Source organism: Legionella cherrii, from assembly GCF_900635815.1.
GTDB classification, from domain to species: Bacteria; Pseudomonadota; Gammaproteobacteria; order Legionellales; family Legionellaceae; genus Legionella; species Legionella cherrii.
Genome location: NZ_LR134173.1, coordinates 2,052,636 through 2,074,418 on the forward strand (window position 1 = coordinate 2,052,636; position 21,783 = coordinate 2,074,418).

Consider the following 21,783-nt stretch of genomic DNA (forward strand, 5'->3'; position numbering starts at 1 on the left):
ATTAAATTGTCAGTAAAGTCAAACTATTTACAAGAATGGAGAATAATTGTATTTTCCGTTGGATTCTTTCGATACTCGAATTGAATTGTCTTATACGTTTATGGAGCAGTTGACCACCAAGCGTATCCCTTTATTTACATTCAAGAGGTTTTAATATGAAATTGTTTCGAATGATGTTACTGGGCTTTTTATTTTCCGCCTCCTTATTCACTCAAGTTTCTGCTGCTCCAGTAGAGGATCACGCTTTGGCTGTTCCGGTAGAAGATTATGATTTCCAGCAAGAGCGAATGAAACTCACTCCTGATTCTGTGATAGTTATTTCAACATTTGATAGTGAAGATCATGTTACAGCCTATACCTATGCTGGAGTACGTTTATGGAATGCTCCATTTCATGCGAAGATATTATCATGGCAAATTGCAGGTGATTACGTTTTTATTTTTTCTAAAGATCGTAAAGGAACAAAAACTTATATCACTTGTCTGAACAGACATACTGGCGCTCTTATTTGGCAAAAACCTTAAGTTTGTCGAGGCTTTTTGCGATCAATGGCTGTTGATCACCTCTCTACGTCCCGCGGGATCTCGAAGAGCAGTAAATAGCCACTGTCTTGAACGCTTATTTCAAGACAGTGGCCAGGTCATTTCTGCTGGAATGATTTGACTCCAAAAATGTAAAAATAATATACAATAAAGAAAGGGCACCGCAGGAAAGGATACGGTTATGATCGGTTTAGGTGGTAGTTTTAGACTTTTAGGTAGAGTGTTCCGAGTATTCTATCAAAATATTAAGGCTTCCTATCAAATTACCAAAATGCCAACCCCCATAGTTGCAATTTTAGGGTCATCTAAAGCAAAACAAGAAGGCAGTTATGCGCAGAATGCTCGATTACTCTCGAGAAAATTGGTTGAACAAAAGATATCAATCCTAACCGGAGCTGGAACTGGAATTATGGAAGCTGCCAATCGAGGTGCATCTGAAGCGAACAGTTCGGAGAAGCGATCTTTTGGTATTGCCGTAGGAGCGTTCAAAGTACAAAATAACCCGTTTTTAGCCGGTACTATCAATGTGGATTATTATTTAATTCGCAAAATTCTTTTACTCAATTATGCTTCCGGATTTATTTTTTTTCCAGGAAGTTTCGGCACCCTCGATGAACTTTTTGAAATCATTACCATGCTAAGACACAAACAAGTGGAGTTATACAGAATAAACAAAAATGCATTACCGAAAAAAGTACCCATTATTTTACTAGGAAAAGAATTTTGGCAGCCGTTGTTGGATTGGATAATTAGTTTTCCCTTAAAAAATAATTTGCTTTATCATGATGATATGAAAATGATTCATATTACGGATGACCTCGAAGAAGTAGTAAGCATTATTAAAGAATGTTGTTGTAACGTGGAAATGAAACAACAAAAAATTCACACGGTTATTCATTAAATTACTGAATTAAGATTGGCCTCTCAGCTTGCCTCTAATGGTCATGGCTTACCATCCCAAGAGTATATTTTTAAATCAACTCGACCATTTACAATGATAATGTCTTCCTTTTCCAATAGGTCTTGCTGCAGAAAATACAGGGGGTATCAGCAGAAAATGACAGTTTTCCTCCGGATTTCAGCACGCGTTGCCAGGGAAGGTTATGACTCTGAGTACAGGAATGAAGAAGCCATCCAACACCACGTGCTCCTCGTGGGTGACCTGCTAGTCTGGCAATATCTCCATAAGTCACAACTTTACCTCGGGGTATTGACCTAATTAATCTAAGCACTTCCTTAGAAAACTCAGTTTGTGTGTTCATTCCGCAAAAAGTCAGTTCGGCTGTTTTTCTATTATAGGACTTTTACTTCATGTCTCAATTTTCTTAAAATAACTACTAGAATTGATTCGTAGTGAAATTGTACTTTTTTATGCAAAACTCTCAAACCTTTATCTTAATTCACGGTGCCTGGCATGCCTCTTGGTGCTGGAAACGTATTGCAGAAGAGCTTTCCCTGAAAGGGCATAAAGTGTTTACACCTGATTTGCCTGGGCATGGTAGTTTAAAAAATCAAATAAGCAGTTCAATAGGTCTTGCTGATTATGTGAATAGTGTTGTTCAATTAATTCAACATCAACAAGAGCAGGTTATACTTGTTGGTCATAGTATGGCGGGTTTAGTTATTTCAGAGGTTGCCGAAGTAATTCCAAACGCTATTCGTGAACTCATTTTTGTCGCCGGCTATGTTCCACAAGACCAGAAATCACTGTTTTCAATAGCGCAAGAATCCGAATCAAATAACCTTACTCCTTTTTTAATTATTGATGAAACATTACAAGAAATTCGCCTTCAGTTTTCACCCGCTTTAATCAATGTTTTTTTTAACTATTGTAGTAAAGAGGACGCGCAAGAAGCACTATCCAAATTACAGGCACAACCCTTACGGCCATTTTCTGAACCAGTTCATATCGGCGAACAGTTTACTCGTATTTCTAAGCGCTGTTTGGTTTGCCGATATGATCAAGCGCTACACTTAAGTGATCAATTACGTATGAGTAGAGAAGTAACCGATAATATTGTATATTTAGACGCCGATCATGCCGCCTATTATTCAGGTGTGAGGCAGATTGTTGATGAATTATTAAAATAAGAGAGTTGCTTTTATGCAGGAAAAAATTTTAAAAGAGCACAATGTTGCTACGACCTCATTATTAGCGAATTACTGGAAGAATCAGGCTAAATCTAAAGATAACTGGCCAGAATTAACACAAAAACAAGGCGCTAGAGAAAAAGACTTATTCAAAGATCCTCTGATGCAGAGTTTCGTTAATGAACAAGTTAAAGAAGAAGCAGAGCAAAGACTCGATAAAAGAATGTGGTTGCCCCTAGCCACCAGAACCCGTTTTTTTAGGCAAACCGTAGCAGATGCTGTGAAAAACAAAGAAGTAAAACAGGTTATTATTTTAGGTAGTGGCTTTGATACCTTACCTGTGCGCAAAATAAAATACACGCAACAATTTGGTGTTCGTTTTTTTGAAGTTGATCAGCCGCAAATTTTAAAATGCAAGGAACAGATTTATGCTGAACAATATGTTAACAAAAATGCCACTTATATTGGTTTAGATTATGTTAAAGGTGATTTAATTGCAGAATTAGCAAAAAATGATATCGATTTCACCAAACCTACTTTAATTTTATGGGAAGGTAATACCTTCTATCTCGAAAAAGAAGAAGTTATTAGAATTTTACGTGAGTTATCCAGTAAGTTTAGTCACCTGGTAATTACCTTCGATTACATGCATGCTTTGATGCAAACAGGAGCACAGCAATTAGACTCATCCGCTAAAGAAAAGTGTTTAGAAAAAACATTAGATGAGTTTGCCAGTAAAAAATCTCCCTTTAAAACATTTTTTGAACCAAGTGAAATTGTTTCTCTCTGCAGCGAGTTAGGAATACAATGTGTTGATCATAAAACGGCCGCAGAGTTAGCCAAAGAATACCAAGTGGATCAAGAGCCGTACTATACAGCTGAAACTTATTCTATGGTAACGTTTGAGCATAAGTAACCTGTTCAACAAAACTACATATTAGGGATGAACGTCATCCCTGATTTTTTCTACATTCTCATTTGATGGTTATGTCCTGGGCTATTTTTATTCATTGCTTTTTTCCTTTACCTCAAAGACAATGCGTTCCTAAACTTTAATATCAAACACTGGAGGTGGGTTGTGAAAGAAGTAATTCTTAAACAGTTACAGGAAATTCAGGAATTAAAGAATAAAGTAGCTCAAAGAGTATGGTCCAAAGCTCTTCCTATCAGAGAAATTGATGAAGATAAATTTGATGGAAAAGGGGAGGCGCTTACACAGAGTGCCATTAAACAGCGCACGGAACTTCTGGCAGCGCGAATTATTAAAGAATATCCTGATGCTGATCCGGTCCTTATCAGTTTGATGGATGGAGCAGTTCCTTTTGCCGGTCTTTTACAAAACGAATTAAACAATAGCGGCTATAAATATTCATATACAACCATGCAAGCAAGTAGCTATGAGAATAAAATGGCTCCTGGGGAGTTAAAAATCGGCTCTAAGCCAAAAATTCCATTAGGTGGAAGAACTGTCTTTGTAGTAGATGATGTATGTGACACGGGAAATACCTATTTAAAAATTAGAGGGCTTTTAGAAAGCCTTGGTGCAAAAAAAGTTTCTTTAATCGTTCTTGTTGATAAAGTACAAAAAAGAGTGAATGGATACAGACCTGAATATGTGGGATTTGAAGTGCCTGCTAATGCATTTATTGTTGGAATGGGTTTGGATTATTACGGTGAACTGCGTAATGCACCTGAAATTCGAGGAGTAGATCCTTCTTCTTTGCCTACCCCAGAAGAACAGGAATTATTGGATTCAGAAGCGTCACTGAATGAACAATTGATGAAACTCATTGCCTTGGAAAAAACAACCAAACCGGGTAGCAGTACTATGACGGTGTTTGGCGGCAGTCTTGATAAATTAAGTAAATCAGATTCTAACATTCTGCCAGAACATCTTTCCACTGATTCACCACAACACCAGCAAAATAGTACTTCTCAGTTTATCTAAAAATAGAACTGGGTAGTCAGCCCGTATCGTTATGCACCTCATCGTCCCGCTCCGCGACTTGTTTGCGGAGGGAGGAATTGGATGAAAGAGTATAAAATGAGTTGGCAAGCAGCCCTGATTAAGTACCATTTAAGGATGAATTGATTCCCCCATTTTACTATGTGGAACATTTCAATACGAAAACCTTCAATTAGTTTATGTTCAATAAGTACTACCTCTCAGTAGCTCACATCCACCCATAAATAACAAAAGATTTCGGCATTTTTGCATAAGCATCTTGTTGGTCTATATTTAAATAAATTGATCAAATATTGGTGAGTCGACGTGTCGCAGATTAAAATTGATGGTTATAATTTTGCAACAGACGGTGATACAAAAAAACGAAATGGTCCTATCGGTTTTGCAAAAATCCAAGGGGCATGGGGCGTGCCTCCAAATATGACACTTCAGAAAAGTCAAGAGGATGATGTATCTGGGGAGAGGATGCCTGGATTTAATCTCTTATCTGAGCCCGAGCAAGATTTTGCGTTAAAAGAAACGACCAGAATAATGCAAGAAAAGCATGGAAATAAACAAGCAGTTGGTGCAACCCTAGCCTCACTGATCGCATGGAAGAATCCGCAGACAAATCAACTGCATGGGGTGACCTGTAATGTTGGCGATAGTCTTGCCATTTTTGTCATTATTGGTGCTGATGGGAAAGTACGTTTTGAAAAGCAGCTTAATAATTTACATGAAAATCAGGATAGATCAAAAATAGCAATAGGAGTTAAACGCTCCATAGGCGATAGAGACTCAGAAAAGGATGGACTAAGGCATGATCCCGATATCACCCATGATGTAATTCCTTTACAAGCAGGTGATAAGGTTTTTGCAATTGCAGCAACTGATGGGATTTCCACCAAGAATTTACATTTTGGAACTCCAGCCTTAACAACGACTGATATTGCGCAGACTTTAAGTAAATTTATCGCAGAGAATCCTAATTGTGGTCCAGATGATATTGCAGAAGCTTTAATATCTAGAGCCTTTGCAGGAGGAAAGGGGTCGGTGGATAATACTGCTGTGATTGTCGCTGAAGTGGGTATAGAGCCTATTTCTATCTTGGCTACTGATGGACATAAAGATGCACTTGAAGCAGACGAGCTTGGAGAAAAAGGGGATGACGTTTCCAAAGCACTTGCAGAAAATTTTCATGCTCAATTACAAACTCAAATGAAATTAGTTAAGCCTCAAGATTATGTTGATGCCTTAAGAGAGGGAAATTATGAAGTGGCAGCAAATCTAGGGCGGTTATTAAATGATAGGTATATACCATTAAATGGTGGAGTGGAGTTAGGTGCTGACGAGGTCACTCCTTTAATGGCGGGTTTATTCGCAGAAACAGACCTCACTATTGATGACATAGTAAGGCTTAGGCTGGGAGTCTCAGCTTTATCTTTTGATCAAGAGGCTCAGTACTATATGACGCAAATGGTGTCTGGCGCATCAACCCTATTAAGCAATGAGGCATCTTTAATGAAACAAGATGCCAATAAAGATATCCCTCCAGCTGACATTCGCCAAATGGTAGCAGGTAAAATTAAAGAGGCACTTGCAGGGCCATATGTAAAAAATGCGACTCAGGACGTAGTCGCAGCTATAACTAGTATGGAAAAGAATCAAGAAATGGAGGAGTTGGTTAAAAAGAAAAGGTCTCATCAACAAGTATTTACTTATGCTCTTGAGCATCTAATCAAAGAAAATGTTCCACAAATACGTGCAGCAGGAAATATACTTAATAATTACCACGAAAAAGTAGTTGAAAATATTCAACATACTGAGTCCGAATCAATGAAGAAGGTAAATTTATTAGAAGAGGAGATAAAGAAGCTAAGAGAGGATTTAAAAGAACTGAATAATGAAATTGGAACTCCTTCAGACAAAGATCTTTTGGCTCAAAAAAAAGAGATAGAAAATACGATCAAAACAAACATTCAGAGCAAATTAGAGATACTCACATCAATTAGGGAAGCCAATGCCCATAAGAATATGGTAGTTGAGCAGATTATGCATTTGTGTAATAAACCCGAGGAGTTTAAGGATAAAAATATTCTGGATAATTATATTCAGGACTTTTTTAGACAAAGTAGCAAGGAGCGCAAAGTTTCAGTACAAGAGGTTTTATCAGGATTACCTGTTCACGAGTCTTTACAGCAGGTACAGCAAAAAATCGAATTTTATTTACACTTTTTAGACGAAAATCCCGTCGACGAACCTGAAAAAAATCCAAGGTTACTAAAAGCCTATGAAGCCCGGAAAAATGCGGCAGAAAATATGCTTCTCATTATTAAAACTGCTGGCTTAAGAGAACCGGAAGCGACACTCTTTCATTTAAAAACTCATACTAAGACTATTGAAGCGAATCGTCCTGGCTTAAGAGAGTTAGGATTTATTGGCTGGCTGAAAAATTTCTTTGAAAAATACAAATCAAAGATGACAAAAGAAACTGATGCGACTTTAGAGTTAACTAAAACAGAATTAAAAAAACTTGGATTTTCAGATAGTTTTAGGAATGTTAAAGAAAGACTTGAGCAAGTTAAGGAGTTACATAAGCCCACAGAAGAGGCTCGTTCTGGTCCTGACCCTAATTTGTAAAGAAAAACTTTTTTGATAAAAATAGAGTATTGAGTCTGGTTGCAAATGGAATTACCGCAATCACCTCCGTATGGACTGCTACAGCAACCTTTCAAAACGGAATAGTTAAGCGATGCAATATATACTCCCAATATTGGTTTTAAGGCGAGCGGCATTATTATCCGACCAACCCAAGCAATGCTTACCACAAATGGACAGAGGTTTAAGTGTCCTGTGCGTACAGCGTTGTTTTAATAAGGGATTATGAGCTCATTAAGGCTCATTGTTATCGCGATAAGACTTGAATTAGTTGTTCTGGATAATTTTATTGGTACCCATTGCAACAAAAGATAAAGGATTAAGGACCTTTATTAGTTTTCATACTGTGTAATTCTTCTTTTAGGCTCGTTTGTTGCTCAAATCGTCGTAGTTCTTTCAGCTCATAGTCATTATACATACGAAATCCAATAAAGGGTGCGCGTAGCAGTCGTAGTATCACATTCATGATATGCTGAGGAGGATTTACTTTTAATAAATTTTCATTCACTTTTTCCACAAAATAACCTACTGCCAACTGATATGCGTTAAACAGAGCTTTTTTCTTACTTATTTCAGAAACCTGGCTTAGCTGCTTTGGAATGTCTTTTGCTTTTTCTAATCGAACTATTAAATTTTGTACCACAACATATGCGTCTAGTAGTTGCGGGGGAAGTTTGGCAAGAGGTTTGTGCTTTTTAAGATACTCCTCCTTATGTTGCATTAATTCGCTTAAACCCGTTTTAGCCAGTTGATAAAAATTCTCAATTTTCAGTAGAATATCGTTTAAAGTAAGCATTGTTTCAGGTTCTGCCTGCTCACCACGTAACTTCTTTTGTAGAGCAAACATGAGCGCACGCAATTCTTTAATGCCCTCTTCGCCTTGGGTTGCACTCGTGCCAATAGTGTCGTGTGTAATTCCATAAAAAAGCTTAAATCTTTGAATTTCTTCATCTGATACTCTCCATGGTAAGTTTTTATCCAGTTGAGTTAAGGCAATCACGATGGGGGCTTTCGTATCTACTTTGCGGATCTCGCGAGCATAGTACCAAGCCTCTTTAAATGAATCCCTCTCTGATGGATCAATGCATATGATGTTGGTGTCTGAATTTTTTACTGTATTAGGTATCATTCCTTGTATAAATCCACTAAATTTATGTCTTAGAGATCCAGGAAGCGTGCAAACTTCATAATCAAATGTATTATTAAATCTTGATAACTCCATGCCCATCGAAGGGAAAAAAACTGGAAGATATTTTTTACCTTTTAATGCAGTGCAGAGTTGTGTTTTACCAGAACCTGAGCCTCCCATAAGGGCAATTTTAATCGGTCGATTATTATTTTTCTCAATACTAAGTCGGGTCATAGCAAGTAAATTAGTCGTTTATGATTTAATTAAACATAATAATTTGATTAAAAAAAAATCACAATGATTTTTATAGATCAATCCAAGCTGAGATAAATGAACCAACAACATTCAATCATGCGATAATTAAGGGAAGCCTGAGACCCTTATATGGTCTAGTAATAAACCGAAGAAGTGGCTGAAATTACAATGATGTTGACGTGTAAAGTACTCTGTAGCGCTTGGCTCTTAATTGGATATTTTTTATACAATTCAATATCTTTTGATAAGTTATCTTTTATCTTATCTTATGGTACGATTACCATTTTTTTACAGCCTGAGAAAAATAATGCCATCGAGCCAATTGTCTTCATTATGTGAACTGATTGAAAATCAAAAGACTGATCATTTCGCTAAATTTTACATGTATGTGAGTTTACTGAATACTCTGACAGTAAAAAATAAAACTTTTGTAGCCGGTTTACCACAATATACTGGATTTTTTGGTACTACTACTGATTTGGATATTGGAGGGCCTTTACCTATCCAATTTACCAAACAGCTAACCTTTTATGCCCGAGAGTTTAATAATACCCAACCGCATTGGTCGAAAACACTTCAAAATGTGGTAATGACCTATGTTCGGAAAGGGAAGATTTCCGATCTAGCCCATATTATTGATATGATGTTATACCATCTTGCTGCGATACAAGGAAGACAAAGTTCTAATCACGGCATTTACAGTGGCATTTCCTTTGCTGACAAGAAGGAAGATTTAACTCAATTTATTGAAAAGATTTCGGCATTTAATCATCAATTATTATCTACTGCTGATAGTGGTTTTAATACGGCATTGTCTGCATTCGCTGTGGTCACAGGATTCGTATTGGTTTTAGCTTCTATTGCGTCTGTTGTCCCTTTGATTATTGGGTTACCTCTCTTATTAGGTGGTGGATATGCTCTCTATCATTATTCAACTAAAGCGATAGGCCAGATCGACGAACTAGGAAATCAAATAAAGCTGATACAAGACTCGGTGAAAGCGATAGCAAGAGAAAATTCGCTTTTTGAAGGTAGTGATTATAACCAGATGGTTTTTTTGGCGACAGCGGTTAAACCTTTACCTTATGCACTGGCAGCCGCAGGGGAGCAAATAGTGATAGATGAGTCTCAACAGAAACAAGTAACCAAATATCGTCATGAGCTGGATTTAGAGTTTGCTCGTCTTCGCATTTAACGTTTCTTGACTGTAGTTCTTGACTCATGGGCACGCAATTTGTTTATAACTTGTTTTGTGTGCCCAAATGACCTCAGCTGGAAGCAACGAAATTAGCTTCTTCAGGTATTTGAGCTCATTGAGTACTTCTATATTGCCCTACTTACCTATATTTTGTTGTATGAATTAGGTATGATTACCTTGCCAATAAAAAATAAATACATGGGGCAATGATGAAAAAATTAGTTCTTATTATGGCATTATTTTCATTCAACGCGTTTGCTGCAGATGAAGTAAATCCAAATTCTTATGCAAACAATAATTGTGAGCGCATCAAAGATCCTGCCGAGAGAAAGGATTGTTTTAATATCGAAAAGAAAAATGAAGCGGAACAAAACTTTAGAAATTTCGAAGAAAACAGCCCTGCGGCTTATGAACAAACGTTCTAAATAGAATGAGGCAGTAGCCGAAGTCGATAAGTTAATTTACTAGGCAGTATTTCTAAAGTTTTCATTGTAAAAACTTTCAGAGATATTGCCTATTTTTTATAGATGAATCCTGATTACCTGATACATGCCAAGAATTCAAATTCCGAATTTTGCTCAAACAAATCAAGAGAAATATTTCTGAAAACCCCTAACAAACGTCCTATTTATAAACTATATATACATATAATGATCAATATATGTATGTATTGGTTATTATGTGTCAGAGTCTAGGAGTGAACTATGAAACGAATAATAATCTCGTCAACTTTGCTCATGTCTTTAAGCTTGGTTGGTTGTAATACAATGAATAATGTAAGCCAATACAGCAATTCAACCGTAGGAGCCGGTGTAGGTTACACCGCGCACGTTGTAGGTACAGGGGTAGGTTATGTAGCTGATACCGGTGCATTTATAGGTAACGGGGTTGGAAGGGTAGTTGATACAGGGGTTGGCGTTGTAACCGGCCATCCAGCTAGTTACCATAATAAGCATGTTGTTTATCATAATGGCCATCACTATGTACTGGAAAACGGTCGCTATGTTCTTGTTCGTTAATCCAACATGGCTCTTCTTTAATTCATTTAAGAAGAGCCAATCAATATGACAATCCATTTGAGGATGATAAAATAGTCTTATTTCAGTTTTGATTATAAAAAGAGTACCATCTCTTGGGGGAGCTTTTTCTTTAAGGGGCAAAGCAGAAAACTCTAAAGTAAAGATGGAAGAAAAATATGTCAGAGTTGAATCAGCTCTCAGTTAAGATATTAGCAAAATTAATTCGTGGTCGTGAATTGACGGTTTCTGAGCTACTTGAACATTTCATTCGGAAAATAGAAAGAGTAAATCCAAAAATAAATGCTTTAGTGCAAACTGATTTTGCTGTCGCCCGTCAAGCTGCTTTTGAGGCGGATCAAAAGCTCAAAGACGCTCACTTTATACCCGATGAATTATTTGGTATCCCGTTTACAGCGAAAGATTTATATGCTGTTCCAAACCATATTGTTACGTTTGGCACAAAAGGCTTAATGAATACTTTATGCCATGAGGAAACCACAGTTATTTCCCGTTTAATGCGAAAGGGAAGTATTTTTTTAGGTTTGACCAATACGCCAGAATTAGGTCTCTCATTAGAAACTGATAATTTAATTTATGGACGTACAAATCATCCTCTGAACCCTAATTATTCAAGTGGAGGGAGTAGTGGCGGGGAGGCTGCGCTCATTGCAAGTTATGCTTCACCGATGGGAATAGCTGGCGATCATGGAGGTGGGGCCAGATATCCGGCTCATTGCTGTGGTGTAGTTACTTTACGTCCCTCATTGGGACGTTTACCGCAAACAGGATCTGTGGTGCCAAAACGTGGTTGGGTGGCTTTGACCAGTCGAATTGCTCCCATGACCCACAATATTGATGATTTAGAAATTTTATTCCATGCAATTCAAGGAGGAGATGGGCTTGACCCATATGCTGAACGACTTAAGCCATCTAAAAAAATAAAGCTTAGGAAAAATATTCGTATCGCTTATTTAGTCGATCACCATTTTTCTGATCTGGATCCGGCAATACCTAGTGCAATCGAAGAACTATGCCAACAACTTGCTCTGGATGGAATGCACATTGAAGTAATAAGCACACCGCTTTTTGAAGAAGGAATTGCTATCGCGACACAATTGTTTCAAGCAGATGCTGGGCAAGGTTTAAATAATCTTCTCCAGGTACTCGGCACGCAAGAAGTCTCCCATCAGGTACAATCATGGTTGACTCAGCTGCCAGAACAGCCCATGACTCTCGATCAATATTTAAAACTTTGGGCAAAGTGGGATGAATATAAGATTAAATTTTTGCAATTGTTTCAAGCTTACGATGCATTATTATGTCCGGTGTCGCCCCAGTGTGCATTACCCCATGGAAAAACACTTGAGCCCAATGCGATTTGGCCACTTATTCGTTATACAGCAAGTATCACTTTAACTGAGTGTCCTGTTGTTGTCGTTCCATGCGGCACGAATCGACAACAACTTCCTATAGGTATGCAAATCATAACCAAGCCATGGCAAGATGAATTGGCTTTGGCACTGGCTAAAAAAATGTATGTTTCAATGGTAGATGGATGAATTTCCCTTATCCGCCCTTATCGGCTCCCTTGTTCCCGCGAGAAGAAGGGTGTTTGCGTATAAATCGACTCATACAGTGTGGGAGCTGTCTGTTTCCGACAGTTCCGCTAATTTTTTTTCACTCCTAATTTCTTTGGTTATGCATTTGATAAGATTGGCTTTATCCCCTATGGGAATATCTTTATGAACTTTCGTCACTCTATGCGTTGAGGTAGTGCTGTAATTCTCATTTAATTCCTCTAACTCCTCAGAATCTACTACACTCCACCTAGGACAGTTCATTTATGGTGCTGCGTCCGCTTAATTACTTAACCTAATTTAGACGAAGGCTAAATCACTATTTATAAAGTATAGGGGCAATCTCTGTGTTCAATTTTTTCTAATTTTTTACTTCTAATTTCAGCTATTATGTACTCAAGTAGAGATTCCTTGTGTCCTAAAGGAATGTCTTTATGAACTTTTAATACCCGATGAGTCTCCGTTGTACGATAGTTCGCATTAAGACTATCTAACTCCTGAGAGTCGACTACGCTACTTGCATCCTCTAGTGTAAGCAACCGTTCATCCCTCGTTATTAATCCCAGTTCTCGAGCTCTGAAATTCATTTTATCAAAATGCTTTGCGGTAACTCCTTCCGAGAATACCACTTCAAGAGACCATACTCTTTTTTTGAACTCAGGATTTGTCCAGTCTTGGACATGTACAATTTCATCTGAGGACATAAATTTACCTAATAAACGACCAGGTCCCCTAACTTGGATTATTTTTGCTACATCTTCAGAAACTTTGAATGCCCAATTATCCTCTTTACGAGCACCAACAATCACCGTGATTTCATTATTACTGGCTGCTGTTTCCTTAATGGGATGATATTTTTCGTCTTTTTCTAATTGTTGAATTTGTCTTCTTGAATAACTATCAAACATTTCTTCATTTAAGAACAAATGCTTTTGCGGGATTGTGTACACTTTGGGTAATCCCAATACCCATATATAACCTTTGCACGGGATAATCGATATTCCTGCCGCATAAGGTCTTACCGTGTATTTACAGGGAGAGGTAGAAAAGAAGTATCTACTGTTATTGCTAACGAGGTAATCGACCAGATCATGGCTTGGTGCTTTTTTTCTTTGTACGGAAGACATGCCCAGATAATCAGTAGTCATCGCCTCACGAACTTCTTGAGTTCCTTCGGTTCCTCTAAAAATAAAGTTCTTATCTGATGAGAGACTGTCATGCAATTGAGCAATACCTTCATTTATTTCAGTTGGCGATAATTTTGGATAAGTTGTATCCAGCTTATGAGACAAAGGGAAAAATAGGGAACCATGTGTTTTGTTCAGAGAGGACAATACACTTTTATTAAAAGTCGCTAGTGTTCTTAGTATCGGTTTTGTTAATCGTGATTGCATAGTAGAAATACTCAGATGTTATTTAAACAAGTTAAATAAAAAAGACCTATATATGGTCTTTGTGATTCAAAAAGAATCATACCAAATAAATTTTGTTTTGTTTAATGAAAAATAGATTTTTTTGCGTTCATTTTGATAATTTTGGGATTGGAGTGTTTTTTAAAGATTCATTAAATGTTTAATTAGTGGTTGTTTTGTGCCAAAAAAAGTTGAGACATCCCTCTAATTAAAGGGCGGTTAACGTTTAGAAGGAGCTGATAATGAACTGCATCTGTGTCATTTCCTTGCATGCGGAAATCCATCATCAGGCACAATGAATCGATTCACGCATGCATGGTATAGCCTATGATTTGTTCCACCAAAAAAAATTAAAAGTGCGAACAGCTAGGGTGAAGGAGTCTTAGAGGTTTCTTCCTGTGGTGTCGGTTTCTTATCTCTTGAGGCATACAGACGATGGGGATTAAGCAAACCCTGCGCCGCTGCCTTTACACTTGATTTGTTTGCTGAATGTCCGAGCTCTAGACCATCTAAATGTTTTTTAAATATTTGGAAGTTTGCTTCATGTTCTTTATCGATTATAGGGAATACAATGTGTTGAAAATGTTCCGCTCGCTTGGCAATTTCTTCACGATATATCTGGGCAACAATCTCTGGATTATTTCTAAAACTTCCACATCCCCATGCGCCTAAGACTGCATCAGTTTTTCCTTTAAGTATCAAAGTATCCAACTGAGCACCTATTCGACGGCTTAAATCGTGTATATATTCCTTTAAAAATTCTTTATTATTAAAGTCGATTTTTTTACCTATGAGCTCAGGAGCAGCTGATCTGATTTCATAAAAAGGGAATATTTTGTTTTTTGGAAGGAATGCGTAGCTCAATTTAGTGTCAGTAGTTAATGTTCTCTTTGATGTAAACTCTTCTTCGAGCTCTATGGGAACTAAAATTTCTGCTTCTCGAAAACAAATCTGGGGTTGATCATCCATAAAGACTTTAAAGGCCTGAGGAGTTTTTACTCCACGTCTTATGCTTAAAGATTCCAGTTCTTCAGGACTCATTTGTTCTTGTGCATTTAAAAGTTTTCTGGTGTTCTCGTCATAGAGAAAACATTTTTGTGCCTTATCATAATAAACTCCTTTGCCGAGTAATGAACGCGCACAAGTTGAACGATGCCACAGATTTTCTTCTTGGGCACTTCCTCCTTCTAGGACAGCTCCGCCAGGAAATAACGAATTGGCCATGTTGAGGACAGGATATATTTTTCCATGCTTTTTAGTTACCTCTAGCGTTGCCTCTCCAAAATCCTGAGGTACTACCTCAACTTTTTGCGGGGGATCTACTTTATCTTTTTCCCATAATTTTAAATTATTCGATGCATGAGATTGCAATTCTTCAAATTTCTTTTGATCTGTAATATGGTCTAATGTTAAGCCCATACTGCGATGACGCCAGCGATCGCCAGAAAAAATACCGGCTATCAAACTCGGTTTATTGTCCAGATGTGCTTCTTTTAATATAGAGTACTGGAGGTTAGTGTGGGATTTACGTAATTCTCGTACTGCTCTCATGCATCGCTTCCTTAATTTTCTGTCTCATTCAGGTATTGGTGGACATAAAATCCAGTAAAAATTTGATATAAATTAATCAATGTTGGTCTTTATTTTACATTATTGTTATCACATAGTGAGCTATTGAGTAATAAAAAATTTCTTGTGGCAAAGCAGAAGGTAAGAAACAGTACTGGAGGTTCCGCAAAATATTTTAGATGAGGCAATCACATTACTGAATACTTATCGATTCAGTAATGTGATGTATTTTATTAAAAAAATTCTATTTTTTCAATATCTTACCATCTATAGTATCTATGATGATAGCCATGATGACGATAGCGATGATGATAACCATGATGATAACCATGGTGATAATACCTTACAGGATAATATCTATGATGATAACCATGGTGATATCCATGGTGATATCCGTGGTGATGCCATCCATTATAGGCCAATGCGATCGGACTTATACTCATGAATAATCCTATTAAGAGTACACCTAATATCTTAATCATAAAAAGCTCCTTTTAATACTCCACGTATTAAGTTTAGCTTGGTTTGTACAAAAAAAGTACTTTGTGGGTCGTTTTTGTTTTTTTGCTTGGTTAAACATTCACTTCTTGGAGGTATCAATTTAAATTGGCCGCAGTTCAAGATGTTAATTGAAAAATACCTTTTTTATTTTGTTATCGCGTCAGAGATGCATGCAAAAAGCTTTTATAAAATAAGACATTGACTCATATATAAGAGAAAGATTATAGGATACTTTGAATTACCTCTAAATTTTGTGGCGTTATTGGAAAAATAGCTAGGCAGGCGTGAGATATACTAATTTTATAGATCATTTCCGCTTTCGCGGTAATAATAAACGATGATTGTTTTCAACAAAGCTAATTTTGTTGCGATGTTATGGTCACGTACTCATTTATAAAGAAGTACTTATTTAAGGAAATATGATTTGAAAAAAATCCATAGGTGCCTCCAGCACTCTTTATTGTTGCTCCTAATTATTTTTTTTGAGAAAGGGTGGGCTGAGCAAAGGTTGCCGCTTTTAAGCGATTTTATGCGAATTAAGACGGTCAACGAACCCGACTTATCGAAAGATGGAAAATGGGTTGTCTACACTTTAGAAGAAAATGTTAGCAAAACAGAGGCAATCCGTAATATCTGGTTGGTATCGTATGACGGAAGTGTGTCAAAGCAACTCACGAATAATAAAAAGGAAAGTAGTTATTCACCTAAGTGGAGCCCTGATGGACTATGGATTGCCTTTTTATCGGAGAGAGGTGATTCTAAAAATTTGAGATTATTAAATAGAAAAAGCGGCGAAATAATTAAATTAACGAATAACCAGTATGATGTTAGCGATTTTACTTGGGCGCCAGATTCCCAAAATATCGCGTTTATTGGTCATAAAGTAAACAGTGAAAAAGAATCTAAAAACAAACCCATAGTCATTACTCGATTTCTCTTTAAAAAAGATAGAGAAGGATATCTTGGTAAAAAAAGAACGCATCTTTATCGTATAGCAATCCAAAGTAAACACATTGAATTATTGACTCCAGGGCCCTATGATGAATGGGCTCCAGCGTGGTCTCCTGATGGAAAATATATTGCTTTTGCGTCTCAAAGAGGAACCGACCCCGATAGAAATTTCAACTCGGATGTGTTTGTAATCAATACAAAACCGGGAAGCAAAGCCAAACAGCTCACCAAATCCCCTGGAGCGGAAATGGATCCAGAATGGGAGTCTGTTCCCGCATGGAGCCCTGATAGCGCTGAAATCGCTTATTTGAGTAATAGTAACCACTCCCACATTTATGCCCCTACACAAGTAGCTGTTGTTGGATTGAGGAGTCAACAGGAACAAATTATTGCTCCTGTGGATCGTTGGTTTACCAAACCTAAGTGGTCTGAAGATGGTAAAAATATCTTTGCATTAATTGAAATAAGTAGAAATATTCATCTAAGTGAGATTAATGTCCGTACCGGTGTCGTTAAAGCACTAACTCATGGATTGCGTGTTGATAGTAATTTTTCAACAGCAGATCGACGCATCGTAGTTGTCTCCTCAGATGATCAACATCCACCAGAACTCTTTGCAGTAGAAAATACATTAAGGCCGTTAACTCACCATAATCAAAAGCTTTTAGAGCAAGTAAAATTTTTGCCAGCAGATGATATTGAATTTAAAAGTTCTGATGGAACAGTGATTGAAGGTTTATTGCTAAAACCAGCAAACTACAAAACAGGTCATCAGTATCCTGCTGTTTTAAATTTACATGGTGGGCCAGTTTATCAATTTAGCCATGAATTTAATTTTGACTGGCAATGGCTCGCTGCCCAGGGATATGCAATTATAGCCCCCAACCCACGTGGAAGTTCTGGAAGGGGATATGATTTTTCCAGAGCAATTCATGCAGACTGGGGTAACTTAGATGTCAAAGACGTTTTAGCTGCAGTCGATTACGTCATTAAGAAAGGTATTGTGGATCCTAATAAATTGGCGGTGGGTGGCTGGAGTTACGGTGGCATGCTTACTGATTATGTTATTGCCAGTACACAACGCTTTAAAGCCGCAATTAGTGGGGCAGGGACCGGGAATATCCTCGGGAATTATGGCGTGGATCAATATACATTAGAATATGAAGCCGAATTGGGTAAACCTTGGCTCAATGTGCAAACTTATTTGAAATTAAGTTATCCATTAATGAAAGCGGATAAAATTAAAACGCCTACTTTGTTCATGTGTGCCAGTCTGGATTTTAATATGCCATGTATTGGTTCTGAACAATTATATCAAGCCTTAAGATCACAAAATATACCGACACAATTAATCATATATCCTGATCAATATCATTCACTTGATAGACCGGATTTTCAAATGGATCGTTTAAAACGATTTAAAGATTGGATCGATTTATATCTGTAAGAGTATCGCAGAGATACTCATTACATTCCTGGTCTGTATGGCTCGAGCTCTTGCAGGCTTGTCGTTATCTCTTCCGCCTGTTCTGCACTGATGAGTCCTTTCTTTTGTATTTGTCGAATAAATTCTATGGCTTGTTCTGGAGTATCGAATACTAGGACAATTACATCTTTTCCTTCATATTGTTTTAGATTCTCTTTTTCTTCTTCGGATAAGTCTTGATAATGTTGACTGTTTTTAAATTCAGCTAAAGAAGTATAAGATTGATCCTCGGCATTTTGTTGATTCATAAATTGTCTATAGTACGCAAGGATCTTCTGCCTCTTTTCGTCATCGTCTACGCTAAAAACCACAGATTTAGTCATAATAGAAAGCCTGTAAATTTTATTTAGTATTAAAATTTTACCTAAATTTGCCTCGGATCCGGACCTGTTGGACAAATTTTACTCTTTCTTTACGAAGGCGCCTCATAAGCAATATAAAAGTTTAGTTCAGACTTCGTTTACCTCACCTCTCGAAAACTGGCCAAAGTGATTCTCCATAGACTATAAATATCTATAGGGTTTTTAATTTGCTTCTAGAAAAGAGCGCTTATGGATAAAGAAAAGTGTAATATCCTTTATGTTGATGATGAAGCGAATAATCTTACCGCCTTTGTCGCCACTTTTCGCCGCCATTTCAACGTATATACTGCGACCTCTGGACGCGAGGGTATGGAGATTATGCGTCACAAGAACATTCAAATTGTGATTACTGACCAAAGAATGCCGGAAATGACAGGGGTGCAATTTTTAGAGTCCATTATTCCTGAATATCCCAATACGATTCGAATGATTTTAACCGGTTTTACTGACATTGAAGCAATTATTAAGGCCATTAATACCGGTCGGGTATTTCGTTATATTACTAAGCCATGGGATCCAGTTGAGTTAAAGATTAATATTGATACTGGATTGAAAATGTTAAACCTTGAGGAAGAGCGGTTGTCTTTGATTGAAAAACTGAATCATGAGGTATTATATCAAAAGCGAATTATGGAGTTGTTTCAAAAATATGTACCTAAAAATATAGTCGATGAAATTTTAAATGATCAGGGGGAGGATTCGCTCATTCGGGGTGAATACCGCATCATTTCAGTCATGTTTGCTGACATACGCCAATTTACCTCATTATCGGATAAATTGGGTTCTGTTAAAACTGTAGAACTTCTTAATGCCTATTTTGAGTTAATGACTAAAAGAATACGAGAGAATCATGGTTGCATTAATAAATTAATTGGTGATGGAATCTTAGCTTTATTTGGCGCGCCTGTTTCACATATCGATAATCAGTTAAATGCTGTATCTGCAGGATTAATGATGATCGAGGCCCTAAAAGAGTTCAACGACACGTATCGTAATGACATAGGTCATGAGATTACAATCGGAATTGGTATCAATACGGGAGAGGTCATTACAGGAAATATAGGGACCAGTGAGCATATGGAATATACCGCTATTGGTGATACCGTGAATATTGCATCCCGCATAGAGGAGCTTACGAAAGATAAACCCAATACCTTGTTGATTAGTGAAACAACTTATAAGCCTATTTCCAATGAAATTCGAGTTGAAGAGTTAGAGCCACAAATGATTCGAGGCAAGGATGAAAAGATCAAGCTTTATCGAGTACTTGGAAAGAAAACATGAGCCTCAATACAATAAAAACTTGGCGATTCTGCTACCAGAATCTAGTCACAGGCTTTCTTTATACATTAGGCGGTTTTGCAAGTAACATTTGGGTCATTCCAAACACATTGGTGACACCACTTTGGCTTCCGTCAGGTATCGCTTTAGCGATGGTACTATGGTATGGAAATAATGTGGTTTTTGGAATAGTAGTTTCCGAAACCATTGTGACTGCTGTGTTAGGTAATCTAATGTCATGGCAAAACTGGATTGCATCCACAATAATTGGTGTTGGTGCCGGACTACAGGCAGTTTGGGCTGGAAAATTCATTCAATACTATACTCATACCAAAACTCCGTTCTATACCGTTCGCGATATTCTACTTTTTACATTCGGTGGCGATTTCCTTCTATCCCTTACGAGTTGTACTTTAGGAATAATCGCACTTTTTGTGTTTGGCTTTATTGAGCCCACGTTAGTTTTAAAAAATTGGTTCGTTTGGTGGATAGGTGATGCTGTAGGTATTATTGTGATGACACCACTTATCATGACCTGGTACCAAAAAAAATTCACGTTTCATTTAGCTCAATTTCTTGAGTTTATTATTTTGATCGTTTTGTTAGGTCTCACGATTAGCTTAATCTATATGTTGCATTATCCTTTAGCCTACATCTTACTTCCTTTTGGAGTTTGGTCCGCTGTACGCTTCAGTACTCGCTTTGCAACACTCATCGCATTTTTTATATCAATTTCCGTCATTTGGCTTGAAATACATGGTTATAAAGAGTTTTATATGACTAATATTTCAACCAGCTTATTATTTTTGCAAGCGTTTGTGGCTGTGATATTTTTTACTACTTTAGTTTTATCTGCTGTGATTACTGAACGTAGAAGAGCACAAAGCGAACTACTGCAAGCTAATATTGAGCTGGAATCGCGTGTAGAACAACGCACGCAAGATTTAAATGAAAAAAATATTCAGCTAAATCATGCGTTAGACACGTTGAAACAGGCGGAGACTCAATTAATTCAAGCAGAAAAAATGTCTTCCTTGGGAGTATTAACTGCTGGAATTGCACATGAAATTAACAATCCAGTTAATTTTATTTCTGCCAATATTGGCCCCTTGAAAAATGATATTGAAGAAATTATGCAATTATTAAATAAATATGCAGAAATTACCCCTGACACATCGATAAAAGATAAATTAATCGAGATTTCAAAATATAAAAATGAAATCGATCTGCCTTTTACTTTGCAAGAAACTCATAATTTACTTAATGGTATTGAAGAGGGGGCAAGGCGCACAGCAAATATTGTGAAAGACTTACGTACTTTTTCTCGGCTTGATGAAGGCGCATTGAAACGGATTAATATTCACGAGAATATCGATTCCACATTAACCTTATTAAATAATTCATTTCGTGATCGTATTACCATTAAGAAAAATTATGGGGATATTCCTCAAATAGAGTGTTTCCCTGGGAAAATCAATCAGGTGTTTATGAATATTCTTATTAATGCAGCGCATGCAATTCCTGATCAGGGGGAAATTACGATTACTACAAGCAAGGAACATGAGCACGTTTTGATTCGTATTCGTGACACAGGTACTGGTATGAGTAAAGAAACAATGGCCAGGATTTTCGAGCCTTTTTTTACTACGAAACCGGTTGGTCAGGGGACTGGTTTAGGTCTATCCATTTCCTATAGCATTGTTCAAGAACATCATGGAACAATTTCAATTCATAGTGATGCAGGAAAGGGCAGTGAATTTATCATCACTTTGCCAATAAAGCAGCTCCTTTAATTGTTATTGCAGGA

At 37.2% G+C, this 21,783-nt stretch carries 19 protein-coding genes; 13 read left to right on the top strand and 6 right to left on the bottom strand.

Features of this window, described 5'->3' with window-relative positions; genetic code table 11:
* Positions 1 to 155 precede the first annotated feature (155 nt).
* Together EL022_RS08635 and EL022_RS08640 are read left to right on the top strand one after the other, a co-directional pair.
* Complete coding sequence (locus tag EL022_RS08635; protein ID WP_028382068.1) at positions 156 to 524, top strand: hypothetical protein; 369 nt, start codon at positions 156 to 158, stop codon at positions 522 to 524.
* A 199-nt stretch (positions 525 to 723) separates the two neighbouring features.
* Positions 724 to 1,443, top strand: coding sequence for an LOG family protein (locus tag EL022_RS08640; RefSeq protein WP_028382067.1), 720 nt, complete (start codon positions 724 to 726; stop codon positions 1,441 to 1,443).
* Between the two features lie 88 nt (positions 1,444 to 1,531).
* On the opposite strand, the gene EL022_RS08645 is transcribed toward EL022_RS08640, so the two are convergent.
* Positions 1,532 to 1,804, bottom strand: coding sequence for an MGMT family protein (locus tag EL022_RS08645; RefSeq protein ID WP_197718056.1), 273 nt, complete (start codon positions 1,802 to 1,804; stop codon positions 1,532 to 1,534).
* Between the two features lie 109 nt (positions 1,805 to 1,913).
* Here EL022_RS08645 and EL022_RS08650 point away from each other — a divergent pair, with 109 nt between their 5' ends.
* The 4 genes from EL022_RS08650 to EL022_RS08665 all read left to right on the top strand — a co-directional run bounded on the left by EL022_RS08650 (position 1,914) and on the right by EL022_RS08665 (position 7,218).
* The gene (locus tag EL022_RS08650) at positions 1,914 to 2,633 is read left to right on the top strand and encodes an alpha/beta hydrolase (RefSeq protein ID WP_028382065.1); all 720 of its coding nucleotides are present in this window, start codon (positions 1,914 to 1,916) and stop codon (positions 2,631 to 2,633) included.
* A gap of 13 nt (positions 2,634 to 2,646) precedes the next feature.
* Positions 2,647 to 3,549 (top strand): class I SAM-dependent methyltransferase, encoded by a 903-nt coding sequence (locus tag EL022_RS08655; protein ID WP_028382064.1) that lies wholly within the window; start codon positions 2,647 to 2,649, stop codon positions 3,547 to 3,549.
* A 162-nt stretch (positions 3,550 to 3,711) separates the two neighbouring features.
* Positions 3,712 to 4,581 carry a phosphoribosyltransferase gene (locus EL022_RS08660; RefSeq protein WP_028382063.1) on the top strand — a complete coding sequence of 290 codons (870 nt, stop codon included), beginning with the start codon at positions 3,712 to 3,714 and terminating at the stop codon, positions 4,579 to 4,581.
* Positions 4,582 to 4,905: 324 nt separating this feature from the next.
* Positions 4,906 to 7,218 (top strand): hypothetical protein, encoded by a 2,313-nt coding sequence (locus EL022_RS08665; protein WP_028382062.1) that lies wholly within the window; start codon positions 4,906 to 4,908, stop codon positions 7,216 to 7,218.
* A gap of 337 nt (positions 7,219 to 7,555) precedes the next feature.
* Here EL022_RS08665 and EL022_RS08670 read toward each other — a convergent pair whose 3' ends face one another.
* Positions 7,556 to 8,599 carry a GTPase domain-containing protein gene (locus tag EL022_RS08670; RefSeq protein WP_051544499.1) on the bottom strand — a complete coding sequence of 348 codons (1,044 nt, stop codon included), beginning with the start codon at positions 8,597 to 8,599 and terminating at the stop codon, positions 7,556 to 7,558.
* Positions 8,600 to 8,927: 328 nt separating this feature from the next.
* Between EL022_RS08670 and EL022_RS08675 the strand changes: the two genes are divergently transcribed.
* From EL022_RS08675 to EL022_RS08690, 4 genes are all read left to right on the top strand, one after another.
* The gene (locus tag EL022_RS08675) at positions 8,928 to 9,815 is read left to right on the top strand and encodes a hypothetical protein (protein WP_028382061.1); all 888 of its coding nucleotides are present in this window, start codon (positions 8,928 to 8,930) and stop codon (positions 9,813 to 9,815) included.
* A 209-nt stretch (positions 9,816 to 10,024) separates the two neighbouring features.
* Positions 10,025 to 10,243: a hypothetical protein gene (locus EL022_RS08680; protein ID WP_237761258.1), complete on the top strand. Its 219-nt coding sequence runs from the start codon at positions 10,025 to 10,027 to the stop codon at positions 10,241 to 10,243.
* A 279-nt stretch (positions 10,244 to 10,522) separates the two neighbouring features.
* The gene (locus EL022_RS08685) at positions 10,523 to 10,837 is read left to right on the top strand and encodes a hypothetical protein (protein WP_028382059.1); all 315 of its coding nucleotides are present in this window, start codon (positions 10,523 to 10,525) and stop codon (positions 10,835 to 10,837) included.
* 176 nt (positions 10,838 to 11,013) lie between these two features.
* Complete coding sequence (locus tag EL022_RS08690; protein WP_028382058.1) at positions 11,014 to 12,396, top strand: amidase; 1,383 nt, start codon at positions 11,014 to 11,016, stop codon at positions 12,394 to 12,396.
* A gap of 341 nt (positions 12,397 to 12,737) precedes the next feature.
* On the opposite strand, the gene EL022_RS08700 is transcribed toward EL022_RS08690, so the two are convergent.
* The 3 genes from EL022_RS08700 to EL022_RS08710 all read right to left on the bottom strand — a co-directional run bounded on the left by EL022_RS08700 (position 12,738) and on the right by EL022_RS08710 (position 15,877).
* A complete protein-coding gene (locus EL022_RS08700) occupies positions 12,738 to 13,808 on the bottom strand; it encodes a hypothetical protein (RefSeq protein ID WP_028382057.1) in 1,071 nt (356 codons plus the stop codon).
* Between the two features lie 384 nt (positions 13,809 to 14,192).
* Positions 14,193 to 15,377 carry a TIGR02452 family protein gene (locus tag EL022_RS08705; RefSeq protein WP_028382056.1) on the bottom strand — a complete coding sequence of 395 codons (1,185 nt, stop codon included), beginning with the start codon at positions 15,375 to 15,377 and terminating at the stop codon, positions 14,193 to 14,195.
* Between the two features lie 278 nt (positions 15,378 to 15,655).
* Positions 15,656 to 15,877, bottom strand: a complete 222-nt coding sequence (locus tag EL022_RS08710; protein ID WP_126325162.1) for a hypothetical protein — start codon at positions 15,875 to 15,877, stop codon at positions 15,656 to 15,658.
* A 548-nt stretch (positions 15,878 to 16,425) separates the two neighbouring features.
* On the opposite strand from EL022_RS08710, the gene EL022_RS08715 reads away from it, so the two are divergent.
* Positions 16,426 to 18,294: a S9 family peptidase gene (locus tag EL022_RS08715; protein ID WP_197718057.1), complete on the top strand. Its 1,869-nt coding sequence runs from the start codon at positions 16,426 to 16,428 to the stop codon at positions 18,292 to 18,294.
* A 20-nt stretch (positions 18,295 to 18,314) separates the two neighbouring features.
* On the opposite strand, the gene EL022_RS08720 is transcribed toward EL022_RS08715, so the two are convergent.
* A complete protein-coding gene (locus tag EL022_RS08720; RefSeq protein ID WP_028382053.1) occupies positions 18,315 to 18,656 on the bottom strand; it encodes a hypothetical protein in 342 nt (113 codons plus the stop codon).
* A gap of 228 nt (positions 18,657 to 18,884) precedes the next feature.
* On the opposite strand from EL022_RS08720, the gene EL022_RS08725 reads away from it, so the two are divergent.
* Together EL022_RS08725 and EL022_RS08730 are read left to right on the top strand one after the other, a co-directional pair.
* Positions 18,885 to 19,979: an adenylate/guanylate cyclase domain-containing protein gene (locus EL022_RS08725; protein WP_028382052.1), complete on the top strand. Its 1,095-nt coding sequence runs from the start codon at positions 18,885 to 18,887 to the stop codon at positions 19,977 to 19,979.
* On the top strand, positions 19,976 to 21,769 hold the full coding sequence (locus tag EL022_RS08730; protein ID WP_028382051.1) for an MASE1 domain-containing protein: 1,794 nt from the start codon (positions 19,976 to 19,978) through the stop codon (positions 21,767 to 21,769). The genes EL022_RS08725 and EL022_RS08730 overlap by 4 nt, the downstream gene beginning before the upstream one ends.
* Positions 21,770 to 21,783: the final 14 nt, after the last annotated feature.

Coding starts and splice junctions, on each gene's coding strand:
- EL022_RS08710 (WP_126325162.1), bottom strand. CDS start 15,877: ATGATTAAGATATTAGGTGTACTCTTAATAGGATTATTCATGAGTATA.
- EL022_RS08730 (WP_028382051.1), top strand. CDS start 19,976: ATGAGCCTCAATACAATAAAAACTTGGCGATTCTGCTACCAGAATCTA.
- EL022_RS08700 (WP_028382057.1), bottom strand. CDS start 13,808: ATGCAATCACGATTAACAAAACCGATACTAAGAACACTAGCGACTTTT.
- EL022_RS08670 (WP_051544499.1), bottom strand. CDS start 8,599: ATGACCCGACTTAGTATTGAGAAAAATAATAATCGACCGATTAAAATT.
- EL022_RS08645 (WP_197718056.1), bottom strand. CDS start 1,804: ATGAACACACAAACTGAGTTTTCTAAGGAAGTGCTTAGATTAATTAGG.
- EL022_RS08680 (WP_237761258.1), top strand. CDS start 10,025: ATGATGAAAAAATTAGTTCTTATTATGGCATTATTTTCATTCAACGCG.
- EL022_RS08650 (WP_028382065.1), top strand. CDS start 1,914: ATGCAAAACTCTCAAACCTTTATCTTAATTCACGGTGCCTGGCATGCC.
- EL022_RS08725 (WP_028382052.1), top strand. CDS start 18,885: ATGGATAAAGAAAAGTGTAATATCCTTTATGTTGATGATGAAGCGAAT.
- EL022_RS08685 (WP_028382059.1), top strand. CDS start 10,523: ATGAAACGAATAATAATCTCGTCAACTTTGCTCATGTCTTTAAGCTTG.
- EL022_RS08715 (WP_197718057.1), top strand. CDS start 16,426: ATGCGAATTAAGACGGTCAACGAACCCGACTTATCGAAAGATGGAAAA.
- EL022_RS08675 (WP_028382061.1), top strand. CDS start 8,928: ATGCCATCGAGCCAATTGTCTTCATTATGTGAACTGATTGAAAATCAA.
- EL022_RS08635 (WP_028382068.1), top strand. CDS start 156: ATGAAATTGTTTCGAATGATGTTACTGGGCTTTTTATTTTCCGCCTCC.
- EL022_RS08705 (WP_028382056.1), bottom strand. CDS start 15,377: ATGAGAGCAGTACGAGAATTACGTAAATCCCACACTAACCTCCAGTAC.
- EL022_RS08655 (WP_028382064.1), top strand. CDS start 2,647: ATGCAGGAAAAAATTTTAAAAGAGCACAATGTTGCTACGACCTCATTA.
- EL022_RS08720 (WP_028382053.1), bottom strand. CDS start 18,656: ATGACTAAATCTGTGGTTTTTAGCGTAGACGATGACGAAAAGAGGCAG.
- EL022_RS08640 (WP_028382067.1), top strand. CDS start 724: ATGATCGGTTTAGGTGGTAGTTTTAGACTTTTAGGTAGAGTGTTCCGA.
- EL022_RS08690 (WP_028382058.1), top strand. CDS start 11,014: ATGTCAGAGTTGAATCAGCTCTCAGTTAAGATATTAGCAAAATTAATT.